The organism is Idiomarina sp. OXR-189 (assembly GCF_034373425.1).
GTDB lineage: Bacteria > Pseudomonadota > Gammaproteobacteria > Enterobacterales > Alteromonadaceae > Idiomarina > Idiomarina zobellii.
Genome location: NZ_CP139706.1, coordinates 1,167,576 through 1,182,830 on the forward strand (window position 1 = coordinate 1,167,576; position 15,255 = coordinate 1,182,830).

Sequence of the window (15,255 nt, forward strand, 5' to 3'; positions counted from 1 at the left end):
CATGGTCCATGTACGCAGTACCCACGTGGATGATCCCAAGTATAAAGACAGCGAACAGCATTGGCTGAACGCTGTGAGTGATCCTGAGCCACTGGAAACTACCTTAGAGCAGCTAAAACAACAATTTCCAAAAGAAGAAGCCGCACTGCTAAAAGGCCAGGAAATGGTAGAGATTCTGGCGCCACTGAAGCTTGACGCGGAATCGCTACTGGCGGCTTTGTACGTACCACTGCTGGAAGCTGGCAAGCTCGACCTCGAAAAGCTCACCGGCAAGCAGTCAAAAACGCTCATTGTACTGTTGCGTAACGTACAGCAAATGCAGAGCATTAGTGACTTACAACATTTTCAGCACGGCCAGCCTGACGGTACTCAAATAGACAATGTACGACGTATGTTGCTGTCTATGGTGGAAGACGTGCGTGCGGTGCTCATTAAGCTTGCAGAACGTATTTGTTACCTGCGTGAAGTGAAAAACGCCGACGAAGAGACACGGGTCTTAGCAGCCAAAGAGTGTTCGGAAATATACGCGCCTTTAGCCAACCGTTTGGGCATAGGTCAGCTTAAATGGGAACTGGAAGACATAGCTTTTCGGTATTTGCACCCGAATACCTACAAAACCATTGCCAAGCGCTTGCATGAGCGTCGTACAGACCGAGAGCAATACATAGAGAACTTTGTTGCCGACTTGCAAAACGCGTTGGACGAGCAGCAAATACAAGCCGACGTTTATGGCCGCCCCAAACATATTTACTCTATTTGGCGCAAAATGCAGAAAAAGCATCTGCAGTTTGAGCAACTGTTCGACATACGGGCAGTTCGTATACTCACGCACAACCTAAAAGATTGTTATGCTGCGCTGGGCGTTGTGCATTCGCGGTGGCGACATATTGCTTCAGAATTTGACGACTACATAGCTACGCCCAAACCTAATGGTTATCAGTCTATTCATACGGTGGTGGTCGGGCCCGAAGACAAAAGTGTCGAAATTCAAATTCGCTCGCATGATATGCACGATGACGCTGAACTGGGTGTCGCCGCGCACTGGATGTACAAAGAAGGCCCGGCAACCGGCAAACGTCACGGTTTTGAGGATAAAATTGCCTGGCTGCGTAAGCTGTTGGCCTGGCATGAAGACATGGCCGGTAGCGAAGGCTTGGTCGATGAAATTCGCTCGCAAGTCTTTGAGGACCGTGTCTACGTGTTTACGCCGAAAGGTGAGGTTATGGACTTACCTATGGGCTCAACGCCGCTCGACTTTGCGTATTACATTCATAGCCAGGTTGGACATAAGTGCATTGGCGCCAAAATTGATGGCCGCATTGTGCCCTTTACCTATCAATTGCAAAACGGCGATCGCGTTGAAATTCTGACTCAGAAAAACGCACAACCGCGTCGCGACTGGCTAAACCCGCAGCTGGGGTACCTACATTCCTCACGGGCAAGAGCCAAGGTTCATACCTACTTTAAAAAAGAAGACCGGGATAAAAACCTACACGCGGGCAAAGAGCTGCTAGAAAACGAGCTACAGAAGTACGGTATTCCGCTGCATAAAGCCACAGACGTTTTAGCCCGCTTTAATGTCAGTAATCTAGACGACCTATTAGCTGCCATTGGTGCCGGTGATGTGCGCTTGCATCAGGTTGTTAACCAGCTCAAGCCGGAAACAACCGAAGCTGAAAAAGTTGAGCAAATTAAGAAGCGCACTAAAGTCACCAAGCGCAAAGTTGGTAGCACCTCGGAAGTGGTGATCGAGGGTATTGGTAACCTCATGATGCAATTTGCGAAGTGTTGCGAGCCATTACCGGGCGAGCCAATACGAGGCTTTATTACGCAAGGGCGTGGTGTTTCGGTACACAGACGTGACTGTGAGCAGTTAGCGCATTTGCTGAACCAGCACCCTGAACGGGGCATTGAAGTCAGTTGGCCCCGTCAGACGCATCAGGACTATCGAGCGGAGCTACGCATTTCAGCGCTAGACCGCAGTGGGTTACTGCACGACATTACCAGCGTGTTGGCGAATGAAAAAGCCGCCGTCATGCACATGGATAGTGATGCTGACAGCCAGTCTCAAACCGCCACAGTAGTATTGGCTTTGGCTGTAAAAGATAACGAGAGCCTACAGCGAATTAGTCAGCGCTTGCGGCAAATTAACGGAGTTGAACAGGTACAACGGGTGTAAGCCCTAAAGGTTTTTATAAATGAAGAGTGAATTTAACGGTGTCGCCGAATTAACAGATGTCATGCGTCGGTTGCGCGACCCCGAGGGCGGTTGCCCCTGGGACTTAAAGCAAAGCTTTGAGTCACTTCTGCCGTATACCATAGAAGAAACTTACGAAGTGGTTGACGCGATTCAATCGGGTGACATGGCCGCGATAAAAGACGAGCTGGGTGACTTGCTGTTCCAGGTGGTGTTTTATGCACAGCTGGCGAAAGAGCAGGGCGACTTTGTGTTTGACGACATTGCTGCGCATACCGCCAATAAGTTGATTAGTCGTCACCCTCATGTATTTGGCAGTGATGCTGAACGCAACTTGTCCGATGCCGAAATTAAAGCCCAGTGGGAACAGATAAAGCAGCAAGAGCGTACCGAGAAAAATGCCCGTGGCTCTGTATTTGACGACATACCCAGTCAGTTGCCGAGCATTTTAAAAGCCGCCAAACTGCAAAAGCGTGCGGCCTCCGTCGGTTTCGACTGGCCAGAAGCTGAACCGGTATACGACAAAATTGAAGAAGAAATACAAGAAGTAAAAGAAGCAACAGACCAAGAGCACATTGAAGAAGAAATTGGTGACCTGCTGTTCGCTGTTGTTAACCTTGCACGTCACAAACAAGTGAACCCCGAAGCTGCGCTGCAACGCGCTAACGAAAAATTCAAGAGCCGCTTCCAAAACATAGAGCAACGCCTAAGCGAGCAGGGCAAACATCCCACTGATTGCAATTTAGATGAGCTTGAAGCTTTGTGGCAACAAGCTAAGAATGCCTGACTGAGCTCTCATGTCTAAACTAACCGAAGCTATTTCTTTTAGACTGACGCAAGACTTGTCTAAATCAGCCGCAATCACTTACGACAATATGCGCTCGTATTACGAACATTACGGAGTTGGTTGGCAAGAATCTAAAATACTGGAACAAATTGTCGACTTAGATAATTGGGATATTTTGTGTGACGGTCAGCTAATTGGAGCGTTGCGCCTTTCATTTGATGGTGACTCTTGCTGGTTAAGAGATCTTCAAATTATCAAGGACTTTCAGAACAAAGGTATTGGCGGGGCGGTGTTGGCCGAAGCAAAACGAAGAGTTGAAGAGTCTGGAGCTTACAGGCTAATGTTGAAGGTATTCAAAATTAGTCCTGCATATCGCTTATATGACAAGTTCGGCTTCACGCTGACTAACGAGGATGACCGGTTTTATTATATGGAGTTAGATGTAATCAAAAAGTCATAGAAGCTATAAAAGCTATTATTGAGTATTCACACAAGCTTCAATAAGCTGCTTCAAATGCATTGATAAAGGGATAGTTAAGTGTTTTACATAGAAATTTTATTGCTTGTTTTGTTCGTTATACTGTTAGCGGTTGGGTATAAGAAAAATAACCGAAATATGATGCTGGTTGCGTCTCTTTGCTTAGTGTTAGCCACCGCTTTGCCTAGTCTTTCTTCGGGTATTCAGGAAGGCTTCGATCAAACAAAAAACTCCTTAGAAAAAAATCGGTAGGGAGTTAAAAGTTGGACTCAAGTATTACTTTTGGATTGCTTGGTGGAGCGGTAGCTGTCTTACTGGGGCCTGTAATTACCAGAAGCGCTGCAGCAAAGCAGACGAATGGTAGACTTTATTATGGGAGCTGGTTATTTCTTCTTGGCTTAGTCTGCCTTCTTTTTACTGCTTCTCTGGGCTGGAAGTTTCTGTTCGGTGAAGAGCTTTTCAATAATTCCGCTGATGCAATTTATGGCTTAATTTTAATTTGTAGCTTTGGACTATCCGCTTACGCGTCACTTGCTGAATACTTCAAGGTAAAAGGGCAGTTCGATTCAGACATAATAACGTTTTATAGCTCCTGGACGGGTAGAAAAGAAGAGCGTTGGGAAAACCTTGTTTCGGCAAACTTCAACGCTCTTATGTATTGGTTTGTACTGGAATTTGAATCAGGAAAAAAAGTCCGGGTAACACCGCTCTTAAATGGTCATGGTGAACTGAAAAGATTACTTAAAGATAAAGGTTTTGAAGTATAAAAGGGTAACCCGATGACAGAAAAAGACATAATAAAAACAATTAATAAGCACAGTATAAAAACCGTCATCGCTGTTGTTTTAATAACGTTAATTGCTGAATTCTTAGATATCTATTTTTTTCACGGCGATCTGCTATCGCCAATATGGATTATATTGCTTGCCATTGGGGCATGTTTATATGTTTTCCAAAAAGTGTTGGTCGATCTCTTGGTTAAAGACGAAGTCGAGGAAGAAAAATGAAAAACGCATTACTCACCGGCTTGGGAATTGGTGCTGGTATGGCTATTTATGAAGTATCGACGAATGGGCTCTCTGGCGCTGACTTTTATCGCGCTATTTTTGTTGGTGTATTTTGCACGGTCATTTTTGCGGTTTATAACTCTCTGAAACCTAAAAGTGAGAGTTAAGAAGTTATAATAAACACCATGCTTAAAAAGATACTTCCCGACAACTCAAATTCAGACTTCTTGCTCGTTATAAAAACAGTCTCTCTGTTGCTTATCGTAGCTTTTTTATTAGGGGCCGGACTTGGTCTTCTTGGTCAACGCTTTCCTGAATCCCAGGTTAAGGAATTAGGCATTCTTGTGTTTTTTTTAGGGGCAGTGGTTATCGGACCGTTGTTAGAGACTTTACTACTTGCTGCGTTAACTGAACTAGGCGTAAAAATAAAAGTGAGTAGAGTGGTTATTACAGCAGTGGTAGCCATATTTTTTGGTTTTCTTCACCTCACTGACTATGTGGCAAGCTTTATTCTTGCAGTTGGTGGTTTTGCTGTATATACCTATGTTTACTTAAAAGTGCGTGAGGATACTGTTTTTAGGGCAATAAAAGTGGGCTATTTAGCCCATGCGCTTAGAAACCTGATTGCACTTTTCTCTGCAATACTGCTCACTTAAAATAATTCAACAGGAAAATGAACCATGGCTAAACTTCTACAAATTGACTTTCCATTTCAAGGGCCGTTTGGTGAACAAATGACAGAAGCCATGCGAGAATTGGCTGTTTCCATCAATGATGAGCCTGGCTTTATTTCCAAAATTTGGACAGAAAACGCTGAGCAAGGAGAAGCAGGGGGCATTTATTTGTTTAAGTCAGAAGAGACTGCGCAGTCCTATTTGGAAAAGCACTCTGCTCGATTAAAAGAGTTTGGTGTCGATAATATCAATGCGAAGATATTTGATGTGAATGAACCTCTATCTAAGATCAATAAAAGCCTTGGCTGATCGATAAATAGGTTAAACTTTAATCAAAACCTGCCGATAATACAGTGACGGACTATACTGAAAGTCAGTGATAGCCGATTTTGCAGGAATACCATCATGCCTATTAATCCAACCAATTTCGCAACAGGCTCTGGCAAGCCTAATTCTAATAGCGTAAGAGCTGAATCTAACGCCGATAACCGTGATGTTAAAGACGCAAAAACAGAGTCGAAGAAGGCATATAATGCCGCTATTCTCGCCGCGCATGAAAAGGTCTCATTAAATAGTAACAATGAGTCATTAAGCTTGCTGTACAAGACCGCACTCGAAGGCATTAATGCCGAGCTTGAGCCTGTCATGGGAAAGAACGCAGCGAAGAAAATTTACGAGTCTGGCGTCGACACTTCCCCTAAAGCCACGGCTGATCGCATTGTCTCCTTTGCCACTAATTTTTACAGCCGTTATAAAGAGTTAAACCCTGGCGACTCAGAAGAAGAGACGCTGAATAACTTTCTGGAGCTCATAAAAGGCGGCATCGACAAAGGTTTTAAAGACGCGGTTACTATTTTGCAAGGCCTACAGGTCTACGAAGGCAAAGTGGAAAGCGATGCTGATGAAACCTACAAGCTAATAGAGCAAGGTCTTGAAAGCTTCCGTGAGCGAGTACTTGAAGAATCCAAGCAGCAAAGTGATTCTGACAGTGAAACTGAGCGCGCCCCTGAAAGCGACTAAAGACGGCAAGCTCGGTTAACTGGAACATAAAGAGTTGCGCACTGTAGAAGTAGTGTTATAGTTATCGACAGTCTTTAAAAAGTCTTTTTGAGGCCTTTTGTGAAAACTGAAACGGTTACTTATCTAAAAGAAAACGCTAACTCTCTCGAGCTCAATGAAGAGTTGCTTGTTACCAAAAAGGGCAAACCCGCGTACGTGGTTCAGTCTTTTTCCGATTATGAGTTTCAACAAGAAACTCTGGCACTTCTGAAGCTTCTCAAGCTATCCGAAAAGTCGTTGGGTGACGAAAGGTTGAGCTTTGATGAAGCATTCGAGTGAGTTTTATAGAGTAGAAGCCTCTCGTGTCTTTAAGTTGTCTACCAGACGCTTCCGTAGTTTCATAGAACACAATTATTCAGAGTCGATTGCTGATAATGTGATCACCAACATAAAAAACAGGATTAAAGAACAACTGCCAATTAACCCTAAAATAGGCCCCATTAGCGAGCGGCTTCTTAGTCTTGGAGTCGCTGATTATAGGCAGTGGTTGGTTGATGACTATAACCTTGTATTTTATAAAGTTGATGAAGCTAATCAAAAAGTCGAACTCTTGTTATTAATGTCGACTAAGCAAAATATCCGGAAGCTGCTCTTCGAAGTAAACCTGTTGATTTAGATAGTTATAAACAATTAGCTAGCCACGCTCCTACCGCCACTGATTTGCTTTTCTCGGTTAAAGAAATTATCGTAGCTTTATGCAATTGCTACTGGCTATTGGGTTTGGAGGCTTTTAATCCAGCCTTATCGAAAACGTAAAGCACTTGAAGCGGAGAGTTCTTAGTGGAGATTATGAATACGTCAGGTTTATATCTGTTGGCGCATGTGCAAATTTAGTGAAGAACGTGCTAACGGATATTCGGGAGCATAGTCATGAGTGAGTCAACTGCTCGACAACCATTTGGGTCTACTGTTGTACCTATTATTGTCGCTGTGATTCTGACTGAAGCACTTATGTATAGCTTAGGTTCAAAGTACAACCCACTAAGTGATGACTTTGATATCGCGAACTTCCTAATTGATTTAGGCGTGTTTGTAACAATCGCAGTGGCCGCTTCATGGTTATATCAGCGAGTATTTAAGTTGCTGCGAAGAAAAACTACGAACAAGGAATAGTTAGAATATGACTATCCAGCTCAAACGCATCTATGACGATGCATCATCTGACGACGGTTACCGAGTTTTGGTGGATAAACTCTGGCCTCGTGGCATTTCAAAAGATGCAGCCAACCTTGATGAATGGATAAAAGACATAGCGCCTTCCGATGAGCTTCGTAAATGGTTTCACAGTAATCGCTCTGAGTGGGGTGAGTTTCGCAATCGCTACCTATCTGAATTAAAAAAACATAAAGAAGCCTTACGCGACTTAGCAAGCAAGGTTAGTAGTGAAAAAGTTACACTGCTGTATTCCTCTAAAGATACTGAGCACAACAATGCCGTGGTGTTGAAAGAGTATTTAGAAAAATTAACGTTATAACGTCATGGTGCTCTTATGTAGGTTAGTATCATGAGCGAGACAACAAAACGGTCAACGATTTACTTTGCCCTCAATTGCACAGCGCGTTGAGGTTGAAAGTGGCTCATAGAAAGCATGTTTATAAATTTGAATAGAAAATCGTCATAAGTGCTACTATAGTATCACTATGAGATAGATGACTAGGCGGTATGCTATGAAAGTAGAGCTTGTTACAAGTCTAAAGCGTCAGGCGACAAAAATTTTGGCTGATTTACATTCATCGAAAGAGCCGGTCTTGATAACGGAACACGGACAACCATCGGCTTATTTGGTGGACATTAAAGATTATGAATTAATGCAACAGCGTTTAGCGCTTTTAGAGGGGCTCTCAAGAGGAGAGCGGGACTTACTTCACGGAAGAACGTATAGTCAGAATGAGGCCAAGGAGAAAATGAGTAAATGGCTGAAGTAATATGGACACATTCAGCATTACAAGATCTCACTGATATTGCAGAGTATATTGCGTTAGATAATGAGGCAGCTGCTGAAAAGTTAGTGAAGTCTGTATTTAATAAAACAGATAGGCTAAGTGAATTTCCTCTTTCAGGTAGGGTTCCCCCTGAACTTCAAAGCTCGGTATACAGAGAAGTCATCGCTTCTCCCTGTCGCATTATTTATCGCGAACAAGATGGCACAGTTAATATTCTATTTGTGTTCAGAGAAGAACGAGAGTTTAGAGCCTACCTTTTAAATGAAAATTAAAAAAACGTGCTAACAATAAAAACAAAGGAAGGAAACAATGGAACAACACGCACAATACGCTGGCTTTTGGATTCGTCTACTAGCGCTTATCATTGACTCAATCATTATGCTCATAGTTTTCGCTTTACCAACGTCATTTATATACGGCCAGGTTTATTGGGAAGGCAATGAAATGATTTACGGCTTCTGGGACTTACTATTAAATTATATTTTGCCGGTAGTCCTCACTATTTTCTTCTGGGTGAAATATCTAGGTACGCCGGGGAAAATGTTACTGAAGCTGCGCGTTGTTGACGAAAAAACGGGTGACAAGCTGAGCGTAGGTAAGGCAATTGGCCGTTACTTTGCGTATATTCCAGCGGCTATTCCGCTATTTCTTGGCTTTTTCTGGATAGGTTGGGCAAAGCGCAAACAAGGGTGGCATGATCTTTTAGCGGGCAGTGTCGTTGTGAGAAGTGAAACAAAAGGGCCGTTTAAGTTCGAAGATATGGAACAACCAAACGATCAATCCAGTTAGTGCGCAATCGGGGTATTGCGGTTTTAACCACAACACCCCGATATATCTGCTTTCTCTCCCGCCTTAACGGCTCGCGCATCGCGAATAATGCGTATTGCAGAACGCAACACAACCAAGGCAATTACTGTTGCTATCACTAAGTCTGGCCACGCCATATTGAGCTGAGCGACCAAAAGCGCAGAAATAATGACACCGGTGTTCATGAGCATGTCGTTGCGAGAGCATATCCAGCTGGCGCGAATATTAATATCGCCGTTTCTGGAGCTATATAAAAGAGCAAAGCAAGCGATGTTAACCACCAACGCCAAACCGGCAATCCATAACATCATGTTGGCATTCGGTTGGCTGCCAAAAAGTAAACGCTGGAGTACGTCAGCTAACACTAATAACGCCAATAAGGTTTGCAGCGTACCGTTAAAAATAGCTGCGTTGGCTTTGTATTTAATGGCTTTACCAACCGCGTACAAACTCACGGCATAAACGAGTGTATCGGCCAGCATGTCAAGCGAATCGGCAATAAGTCCACTGGACTGTGCTAACCAACCGGCAATGAACTCCACGAAAAACATAACCCCGTTAAGGACTAGCACCGTCCAAAGCAGTTTTCGCTGTGATTTATCGATATGAGCTTGTGTGGTAGCACATGAACTGCCGCAGCAGGATGACATAAACGAACTCCTAAATAGACTTTTGCTGGCGCTATACTAGCAAATCGACGTAGTTAAAGACTAGGTTGCGTGCTTTTTCATTTGTCGTCATGACTGACTTTCGGTATACTACTTTCCCGTCTTAAAGCAATCCCAAATTCGACCTGACCAACTGGGTATCACATGGCGACAAACTATATTTTCGTAACCGGCGGAGTTGTATCCTCGCTGGGTAAAGGCATTGCTGCAGCCTCCTTGGCGGCAATTCTTGAAGCACGGGGCTTAAACGTAACTATCATGAAACTGGACCCCTACATTAACGTAGATCCAGGGACCATGAGCCCGACTCAGCACGGTGAAGTATTCGTTACCGTAGACGGGGCTGAGACCGACCTTGACCTTGGTCATTACGAGCGCTTCATTCGCACTCGCATGACCAGCAACAACAACTTTACCACCGGCCGTGTCTATGAAGACATTATTCGCCGTGAGCGTAAAGGTGAGTTTTTAGGGGCGACCATTCAGGTCATTCCTCACATTACCAACGAAATTAAGCGCCGTGTCATTGAAGGCAGCGAAGGTTTCGATATTGCCATTATTGAAATTGGTGGCACCGTCGGTGACATAGAGTCGCAACCTTTCCTGGAAGCTATTCGCCAGTTAGGCACGGAAATTGGCCGCGACCATACTTTATTTATGCACCTGACCTTAGTGCCGTTCTTAGGCGCAGCAGGTGAGGTGAAAACCAAGCCAACTCAGCACTCTGTAAAAGAACTGCGTTCTATTGGTATCCAGCCTGACGTTCTGGTGTGTCGTTCTGACCGCTCATTGCCGGCGTCTGAACGCTCGAAAATCGCCTTGTTTACTAATGTAGAAGAGCGTGCAGTTATCGGATTACGCGACGTTGACAGCATTTACAAAATCCCGTCTATGTTAAAAGCGCAGGGGCTGGATGAAATTGTTACTCATCGTTTCCGTTTAGACTGCCCTGAAGCCGACTTGCACGAGTGGGAAGAGGTTCTGTATCAAGAGTCGAACCCGAATGGTGAAGTAACGGTTGGTTTTGTCGGTAAGTATGTTGAGCTGCCGGATGCTTACAAGTCGGTAAACGAAGCGCTGGCGCATGCTGGGCTTAAAAACCGCTTAACCGTTAATATTCGTTACATCGACTCACAAGACTTAGAAACCAAAGGTACGTCCAAGTTAGAAGATGTGGACGCTATTTTAGTCCCAGGCGGTTTTGGTGATCGTGGTATTGAAGGCAAGCTTATTGCGGCGAAATACGCACGTGAGAACAACATTCCATACTTAGGCATTTGTTTAGGTATGCAAGTGGCCATGATTGAGTTTGCTCGTAACGTTGCGGGCTTAACAGGCGCGAACAGTACTGAGTTTGACGAGAATTGCAGCGATCCTGTTGTGGGTCTTATCACAGAGTGGATGGATGCTAACGGTCAGAAAGAGCTGCGAGACAAGCATTCCGATTTGGGTGGCACCATGCGCCTTGGGTCACAGGAGTGCCACTTGGAAAAAGGCTCAAAAGCGCTTGATATGTACGGTAAAGAGGTGATTGAAGAGCGCCACCGTCATCGCTACGAAGTGAATAACCATTACATTGAGCCGCTGGAAAAAGCGGGCTTAAAAATTACCGGTTACTCGCACGACAAGCAGTTAGTTGAAATTCTGGAAAACCCGAAACACCCATGGTTTGTGGCGGTGCAGTTCCATCCGGAATTCACATCAACGCCGCGCGATGGACATCCGTTATTTAAAGGCTTTATCGAAGCCGCGGGTAAATTCCGTAAAGAGCGCATGGCTTAATTGAGTCACTTAACGAAACGTTACGCATTAAACAGGATTGAAGCATGAGCAAGATTGTTAAAGTTGTTGGTCGCGAAATTATGGATTCTCGCGGTAACCCAACCGTAGAAGCCGATGTTTATTTAGAGTCTGGTCACATGGGACGCGCTGCAGCACCAAGCGGCGCGTCAACTGGTTCACGTGAGGCGTTAGAGCTACGTGACGGTGATAAGTCGCGTTACCTCGGTAAAGGCGTGCAAACCGCTGTCGCTAATATTAATGGCGCTATTGCTGAAGCTTTAATGGGTAAAGACGCTGACAGCCAGGACGCTATCGACAACATTATGTTGAAGTTAGACGGTACTGACAATAAAGAAAAGCTGGGCGCAAACGCGATTTTGGCGGTGTCTTTGGCGGTAGCGAAAGCAGCAGCCTTGAGTCAGGGCGTTGAGCTTTATGAGCACATTGCGAACCTGAACCACACCAGCGGCAAATACAGCATGCCATTGCCTATGATGAATATTCTTAATGGTGGTGAGCACGCAGACAATAACGTCGACATTCAAGAGTTTATGATTCAGCCGGTTGGCGCTAACAGCTTTAAAGAAGGCCTGCGTATGGGTGCTGAAGTGTTCCATGCTCTGAAAAAGGTTCTGCAGAAGCGTGGTTTAAGCACGGCGGTGGGTGACGAAGGCGGCTTCGCACCAAACCTGGCATCGAACGAAGAAGCTTTGCAGGTTATTGTTGAAGCGGTTGAAAACGCGGGCTACAAAATGGGCAGCGACATTACGTTGGCATTAGACTGTGCAGCCTCAGAATTCTACCGTGATGGTAAATATGAGTTGTCTGGTGAAGGCAAATCATTTACTGCGGAAGAGTTTGCCGACTACCTGGCAGAGCTTTGCGACCGTTACCCAATCATCTCTATTGAAGATGGCCTGGACGAAAGTGACTGGGACGGCTGGAAAGTCTTAACCGAAAAACTGGGCAGCAAAGTTCAGTTGGTCGGTGATGACCTGTTTGTGACCAATACGCGTATTCTGAAAGAAGGCATCGACAAGTCGATTGCTAATTCAATTTTGATTAAATTTAATCAGATTGGTAGCCTGACAGAAACCTTAGCAGCGATTGCAATGGCACGTGAAGCAGGTTACACGGCGGTTATTTCTCATCGCTCTGGTGAAACCGAAGACGCCACTATTGCAGACTTAGCAGTGGGTACAGCCGCCGGACAAATTAAAACGGGTTCACTGTGCCGCTCTGACCGGGTTGCTAAATACAACCAACTATTGCGTATAGAGGGCGATTTGAATGGCCAAGCGCCTTACCGCGGACGACAGGAAGTCAACGCTGGCTAATCAACAAGCTGACATATTTCAGCCGCTGGCACAGCAAGGCGATTTTGCCGAGCTGTGCTCAGCGCTGTATGAGCGTGAATTGCAGCAACTGTCGCAAGTCGATGACATGCCAGTTGCCGCACTGCAACGCCGATTAGCCAGTCTTCCGCACTATATTCGCCATGCCGCTCACGGCTGTTTGAATGCCGCTAAGCAGTCTCCTCTTAAGCTGGACGTGCAAAATGCCAGTTGGCAAGCACCGCAGCCAACGAAAGTCCCTTCATCGGGGACCTCAGCTGAAAAACAAGTCTCCTGGTTCTCAAAGCATGCCGCGTTAGGTCTGGTGGTGCCGGTACTTTATAGAACCCCGGAATTTACGACTATCATGCTCGACAGCATTGATAGAGTGGATACAGACAAGCAGCGTTTGCGGTTGAACTACCGAGGCTGGCTAGACTTTGCCGGGCAGGGCGAGCACGCAGAAGACACCTTACTCAAACCCAATAAACGCATTATGACAGCTGCTTGCTGTGGACATCAGTGGAATCACAAAGGTCGAATTAACCCGCGCACTCTCATGCTGCGCGAGCTGTTATTGGTTGCTACTCTGGACTGGAAAAAGTTTCAGATGGCGTTGCGGATAGCTCATTAAGCCAGTCGGTCCAAACAGGCTGTAATCCTTTTGCCTTTATCGCATTAGCCACCTCATTAACTGAACGCTCATCGTCGATAGAAAACTGCTCTAGCTCCTCATTTTCATTAGCATACCCACCAGGCTGAGTTTTGGACTCTGCGCTGACGGAAGTCACCCCTAAACTGAACAGACCATCTCGTAAATTTTGCTGCTCGCGGGTTGAGAGGCTAAGCTCGACATCGGGGAACCGTAATCGATAGGCGCAAATAAGCTGTACCAGCTGTTTGTTGGTCATGTCTTTTACACCTGAAACGCCACCAGTACACGGGCGCAAACGAGGAAACGACAAAGAATACCGACTGCGCCAGTAGCGTTTACGCATATAGTCGAGGTGTATTGCCGTGAAGCTACTGTCGATACGCCAGTCTTCCAGTCCAATCAACGATCCAAGACCTATTTTGTCCATGCCACATGCACCGAGCCTATCCGGTGTTTCAAGACGCCAGCGGAAGTCGCGTTTTTTGCCTTTTAAATGGTGTTGAGAGTAGGTTAGGGAGCTATAGGTTTCCTGGTACACCATTACCGCGTCTAACCCGTGTTGTCGAAGCTGGGCGTATTCATCAGAAGCCAGCGGCTGAACTTCAAACATCACGTAACTAAAATAGCGTTTTATAATTGGCATAGCTTGCTGAAAGTAATGAATACCGACTTTCGTTTCGTGCTCTCCGGTAACAATGAGAACCGTGTCAAAACCCTTCGCTTTTATCGCGCGGCACTCCTGCTCAATTTCATCCAGTGACAAGGTCTTTCTTTTTAAGCGGTTGCTCATTGAAAAACCGCAGTAGCTGCAATCGTTGGCGCACAAATTCGACAGATACAACGGAATAAAGAGCTGTAACGTATTTCCGAAGCGTTGTCGCGTTAGCATGCGTGAGCGTTCAGCTAAAGCAGGAAGGTAGCTCTCTGCTGCCGGTGATAACAAAGACATAAAGTCGTCGCTGGTCAGCGTGCTTTTACTCAACGCACGTTCGACATCGGTGGCACTTGTGCTGTAAAGCTTAAGCCTAATGTCATCCCAGCTAAGTTGCTGCCAAATATCATAAAAACTCTTACTCATAAGCCCTCTAGAAACTCGGTCAGTGGACTTGAAGCGCTGGCGTTCATTGAGCAGTCGCGAGTACCGGGTGTTTTACCTGAAAGACCCGCTTCAAAAGCTATTCTGCCTGCGCAAACACTCTGGCGAAATGCATTTGCCATTGCTACCGGGTCATGTGCTGTTGCAATGGCGGTATTAACCAGCACGGCGTCAGCTCCCATTTCCATGGCTTCAGCAGCGTGGCTGGGAGCACCAATACCAGCATCCACCACGACAGGGACCGATGCTTGCTCGACAATAATGTGCAGGAAGTCACGGGTAATAAGGCCTTTGTTTGATCCAATAGGTGACCCCAGCGGCATTACCGCTGCGCAGCCTACTTCTTCCAAACGTTTGCACAATACCGGATCGGCGCCACAGTAGGGCATAACAATAAAACCTTCTTTAACCAGCTGCTCGGCAGCTTTTAAGGTTTCGATAGGGTCGGGTAGGAGGTAGTTGGGATCAGGATGTATCTCCAACTTCAACCAGTGGGTTTGCAGTGCCTCGCGCGCCAATCTGGCAGCGTAAATGGCTTCGTCAGCGGTTTTTGCACCGGAGGTGTTAGGTAATAAGCTGAGGCCCAACTCTTTAATCGGCGTGACAATATCATCTGTCGGTTGGTTAAAGTCGACGCGCTTTAAGGCCAGTGTGATCAGCTCACTGCCTGACGCATGAATAGAGGCTTTCATTATATCTGCGCTACTGTATTTGCCGCTGCCAATGAACAGCCTGGAGCTAAAGTTTTTATCCGCAATAGTAAGCATT

22 protein-coding genes are annotated in these 15,255 nt (G+C 45.7%); 19 read left to right on the forward strand and 3 right to left on the reverse strand.

From position 1 onward, the window contains the following. Position 1: 1 nt before the first annotated feature. The 16 genes from relA (at position 2) to UM402_RS05800 (ending at position 8,934) form a co-directional block, all read left to right on the forward strand. Positions 2–2,179, forward strand: a complete 2,178-nt coding sequence (gene relA / locus UM402_RS05725) for a GTP diphosphokinase (RefSeq protein ID WP_058579300.1) — start codon at positions 2–4, stop codon at positions 2,177–2,179. A gap of 19 nt (positions 2,180–2,198) precedes the next feature. Then, a complete protein-coding gene (mazG, locus tag UM402_RS05730) occupies positions 2,199–2,984 on the forward strand; it encodes a nucleoside triphosphate pyrophosphohydrolase (RefSeq protein ID WP_058579299.1) in 786 nt (261 codons plus the stop codon). Between the two features lie 10 nt (positions 2,985–2,994). After that, positions 2,995–3,444: a GNAT family N-acetyltransferase gene (locus tag UM402_RS05735; RefSeq protein ID WP_058579298.1), complete on the forward strand. Its 450-nt coding sequence runs from the start codon at positions 2,995–2,997 to the stop codon at positions 3,442–3,444. A 281-nt stretch (positions 3,445–3,725) separates the two neighbouring features. Next, on the forward strand, positions 3,726–4,229 hold the full coding sequence (locus UM402_RS05740; RefSeq protein ID WP_058579296.1) for a hypothetical protein: 504 nt from the start codon (positions 3,726–3,728) through the stop codon (positions 4,227–4,229). Positions 4,230–4,241: 12 nt separating this feature from the next. Beyond that, complete coding sequence (locus UM402_RS05745; RefSeq protein WP_058579295.1) at positions 4,242–4,469, forward strand: hypothetical protein; 228 nt, start codon at positions 4,242–4,244, stop codon at positions 4,467–4,469. Beyond that, entirely contained in the window at positions 4,466–4,636 is a 171-nt protein-coding gene (locus UM402_RS05750; RefSeq protein ID WP_322295462.1) for a hypothetical protein, read from the forward strand. The genes UM402_RS05745 and UM402_RS05750 overlap by 4 nt, the downstream gene beginning before the upstream one ends. A gap of 18 nt (positions 4,637–4,654) precedes the next feature. After that, complete coding sequence (locus UM402_RS05755) at positions 4,655–5,125, forward strand: CPBP family glutamic-type intramembrane protease (RefSeq protein WP_058579294.1); 471 nt, start codon at positions 4,655–4,657, stop codon at positions 5,123–5,125. A gap of 24 nt (positions 5,126–5,149) precedes the next feature. Continuing rightward, the gene (locus tag UM402_RS05760) at positions 5,150–5,452 is read left to right on the forward strand and encodes a monooxygenase (RefSeq protein ID WP_058579293.1); all 303 of its coding nucleotides are present in this window, start codon (positions 5,150–5,152) and stop codon (positions 5,450–5,452) included. 96 nt (positions 5,453–5,548) lie between these two features. Next, complete coding sequence (locus UM402_RS05765) at positions 5,549–6,163, forward strand: DUF5610 domain-containing protein (RefSeq protein WP_058579292.1); 615 nt, start codon at positions 5,549–5,551, stop codon at positions 6,161–6,163. Between the two features lie 99 nt (positions 6,164–6,262). Continuing rightward, positions 6,263–6,481 carry a type II toxin-antitoxin system prevent-host-death family antitoxin gene (locus UM402_RS05770; RefSeq protein WP_058579291.1) on the forward strand — a complete coding sequence of 73 codons (219 nt, stop codon included), beginning with the start codon at positions 6,263–6,265 and terminating at the stop codon, positions 6,479–6,481. After that, complete coding sequence (locus tag UM402_RS05775) at positions 6,462–6,818, forward strand: hypothetical protein (protein ID WP_322295463.1); 357 nt, start codon at positions 6,462–6,464, stop codon at positions 6,816–6,818. The genes UM402_RS05770 and UM402_RS05775 overlap by 20 nt, the downstream gene beginning before the upstream one ends. Before the next feature lie 254 nt (positions 6,819–7,072). After that, the gene (locus UM402_RS05780) at positions 7,073–7,315 is read left to right on the forward strand and encodes a hypothetical protein (protein WP_058579289.1); all 243 of its coding nucleotides are present in this window, start codon (positions 7,073–7,075) and stop codon (positions 7,313–7,315) included. A 7-nt stretch (positions 7,316–7,322) separates the two neighbouring features. Continuing rightward, complete coding sequence (locus UM402_RS05785; protein WP_058579288.1) at positions 7,323–7,676, forward strand: DUF488 domain-containing protein; 354 nt, start codon at positions 7,323–7,325, stop codon at positions 7,674–7,676. A 193-nt stretch (positions 7,677–7,869) separates the two neighbouring features. Then, positions 7,870–8,127 (forward strand): type II toxin-antitoxin system Phd/YefM family antitoxin, encoded by a 258-nt coding sequence (locus UM402_RS05790; protein ID WP_058579287.1) that lies wholly within the window; start codon positions 7,870–7,872, stop codon positions 8,125–8,127. After that, positions 8,115–8,417 carry a type II toxin-antitoxin system RelE/ParE family toxin gene (locus UM402_RS05795; RefSeq protein WP_058579286.1) on the forward strand — a complete coding sequence of 101 codons (303 nt, stop codon included), beginning with the start codon at positions 8,115–8,117 and terminating at the stop codon, positions 8,415–8,417. Before UM402_RS05790 ends, UM402_RS05795 begins: the two co-directional genes overlap by 13 nt. 37 nt (positions 8,418–8,454) lie before the next feature. Continuing rightward, complete coding sequence (locus tag UM402_RS05800; RefSeq protein WP_058579285.1) at positions 8,455–8,934, forward strand: RDD family protein; 480 nt, start codon at positions 8,455–8,457, stop codon at positions 8,932–8,934. A gap of 23 nt (positions 8,935–8,957) precedes the next feature. On the opposite strand, the gene UM402_RS05805 is transcribed toward UM402_RS05800, so the two are convergent. Continuing rightward, positions 8,958–9,602 carry a cation diffusion facilitator family transporter gene (locus UM402_RS05805; protein WP_058579284.1) on the reverse strand — a complete coding sequence of 215 codons (645 nt, stop codon included), beginning with the start codon at positions 9,600–9,602 and terminating at the stop codon, positions 8,958–8,960. 162 nt (positions 9,603–9,764) lie between these two features. Between UM402_RS05805 and UM402_RS05810 the strand changes: the two genes are divergently transcribed. From UM402_RS05810 to UM402_RS05820, 3 genes are read left to right on the forward strand one after another with little or no spacing between them, the layout of a single operon-like run. Then, positions 9,765–11,402 carry a CTP synthase gene (locus tag UM402_RS05810; RefSeq protein ID WP_058579283.1) on the forward strand — a complete coding sequence of 546 codons (1,638 nt, stop codon included), beginning with the start codon at positions 9,765–9,767 and terminating at the stop codon, positions 11,400–11,402. Between the two features lie 44 nt (positions 11,403–11,446). Further along, a complete protein-coding gene (eno, locus tag UM402_RS05815; protein ID WP_058579282.1) occupies positions 11,447–12,739 on the forward strand; it encodes a phosphopyruvate hydratase in 1,293 nt (430 codons plus the stop codon). Continuing rightward, positions 12,693–13,370 carry a hypothetical protein gene (locus UM402_RS05820; protein WP_058579281.1) on the forward strand — a complete coding sequence of 226 codons (678 nt, stop codon included), beginning with the start codon at positions 12,693–12,695 and terminating at the stop codon, positions 13,368–13,370. The genes eno and UM402_RS05820 overlap by 47 nt, the downstream gene beginning before the upstream one ends. On the opposite strand, the gene thiH is transcribed toward UM402_RS05820, so the two are convergent. Together thiH and UM402_RS05830 are read right to left on the reverse strand one after the other, a co-directional pair. Then, positions 13,321–14,469, reverse strand: coding sequence for a 2-iminoacetate synthase ThiH (thiH, locus tag UM402_RS05825; RefSeq protein WP_058579280.1), 1,149 nt, complete (start codon positions 14,467–14,469; stop codon positions 13,321–13,323). The genes UM402_RS05820 and thiH overlap by 50 nt on opposite strands. After that, positions 14,466–15,254: a thiazole synthase gene (locus tag UM402_RS05830; RefSeq protein WP_058579279.1), complete on the reverse strand. Its 789-nt coding sequence runs from the start codon at positions 15,252–15,254 to the stop codon at positions 14,466–14,468. Before UM402_RS05830 ends, thiH begins: the two co-directional genes overlap by 4 nt. Position 15,255 lies beyond the last annotated feature (1 nt).

Excerpts from the sequence above, each read along its gene's own strand:
- relA (WP_058579300.1), top strand. The coding sequence starts at position 2 with ATGGTCCATGTACGCAGTACCCACGTGGATGATCCCAAGTATAAAGAC.
- mazG (WP_058579299.1), top strand. The coding sequence starts at position 2,199 with ATGAAGAGTGAATTTAACGGTGTCGCCGAATTAACAGATGTCATGCGT.
- UM402_RS05735 (WP_058579298.1), top strand. The coding sequence starts at position 2,995 with ATGTCTAAACTAACCGAAGCTATTTCTTTTAGACTGACGCAAGACTTG.
- UM402_RS05745 (WP_058579295.1), top strand. The coding sequence starts at position 4,242 with ATGACAGAAAAAGACATAATAAAAACAATTAATAAGCACAGTATAAAA.
- UM402_RS05750 (WP_322295462.1), top strand. The coding sequence starts at position 4,466 with ATGAAAAACGCATTACTCACCGGCTTGGGAATTGGTGCTGGTATGGCT.
- UM402_RS05755 (WP_058579294.1), top strand. The coding sequence starts at position 4,655 with ATGCTTAAAAAGATACTTCCCGACAACTCAAATTCAGACTTCTTGCTC.
- UM402_RS05760 (WP_058579293.1), top strand. The coding sequence starts at position 5,150 with ATGGCTAAACTTCTACAAATTGACTTTCCATTTCAAGGGCCGTTTGGT.
- UM402_RS05765 (WP_058579292.1), top strand. The coding sequence starts at position 5,549 with ATGCCTATTAATCCAACCAATTTCGCAACAGGCTCTGGCAAGCCTAAT.
- UM402_RS05780 (WP_058579289.1), top strand. The coding sequence starts at position 7,073 with ATGAGTGAGTCAACTGCTCGACAACCATTTGGGTCTACTGTTGTACCT.
- UM402_RS05785 (WP_058579288.1), top strand. The coding sequence starts at position 7,323 with ATGACTATCCAGCTCAAACGCATCTATGACGATGCATCATCTGACGAC.
- UM402_RS05790 (WP_058579287.1), top strand. The coding sequence starts at position 7,870 with ATGAAAGTAGAGCTTGTTACAAGTCTAAAGCGTCAGGCGACAAAAATT.
- UM402_RS05795 (WP_058579286.1), top strand. The coding sequence starts at position 8,115 with ATGGCTGAAGTAATATGGACACATTCAGCATTACAAGATCTCACTGAT.
- UM402_RS05800 (WP_058579285.1), top strand. The coding sequence starts at position 8,455 with ATGGAACAACACGCACAATACGCTGGCTTTTGGATTCGTCTACTAGCG.
- UM402_RS05805 (WP_058579284.1), bottom strand. The coding sequence starts at position 9,602 with ATGTCATCCTGCTGCGGCAGTTCATGTGCTACCACACAAGCTCATATC.
- UM402_RS05810 (WP_058579283.1), top strand. The coding sequence starts at position 9,765 with ATGGCGACAAACTATATTTTCGTAACCGGCGGAGTTGTATCCTCGCTG.
- eno (WP_058579282.1), top strand. The coding sequence starts at position 11,447 with ATGAGCAAGATTGTTAAAGTTGTTGGTCGCGAAATTATGGATTCTCGC.
- UM402_RS05820 (WP_058579281.1), top strand. The coding sequence starts at position 12,693 with ATGGCCAAGCGCCTTACCGCGGACGACAGGAAGTCAACGCTGGCTAAT.
- thiH (WP_058579280.1), bottom strand. The coding sequence starts at position 14,469 with ATGAGTAAGAGTTTTTATGATATTTGGCAGCAACTTAGCTGGGATGAC.
- UM402_RS05830 (WP_058579279.1), bottom strand. The coding sequence starts at position 15,254 with ATGCTTACTATTGCGGATAAAAACTTTAGCTCCAGGCTGTTCATTGGC.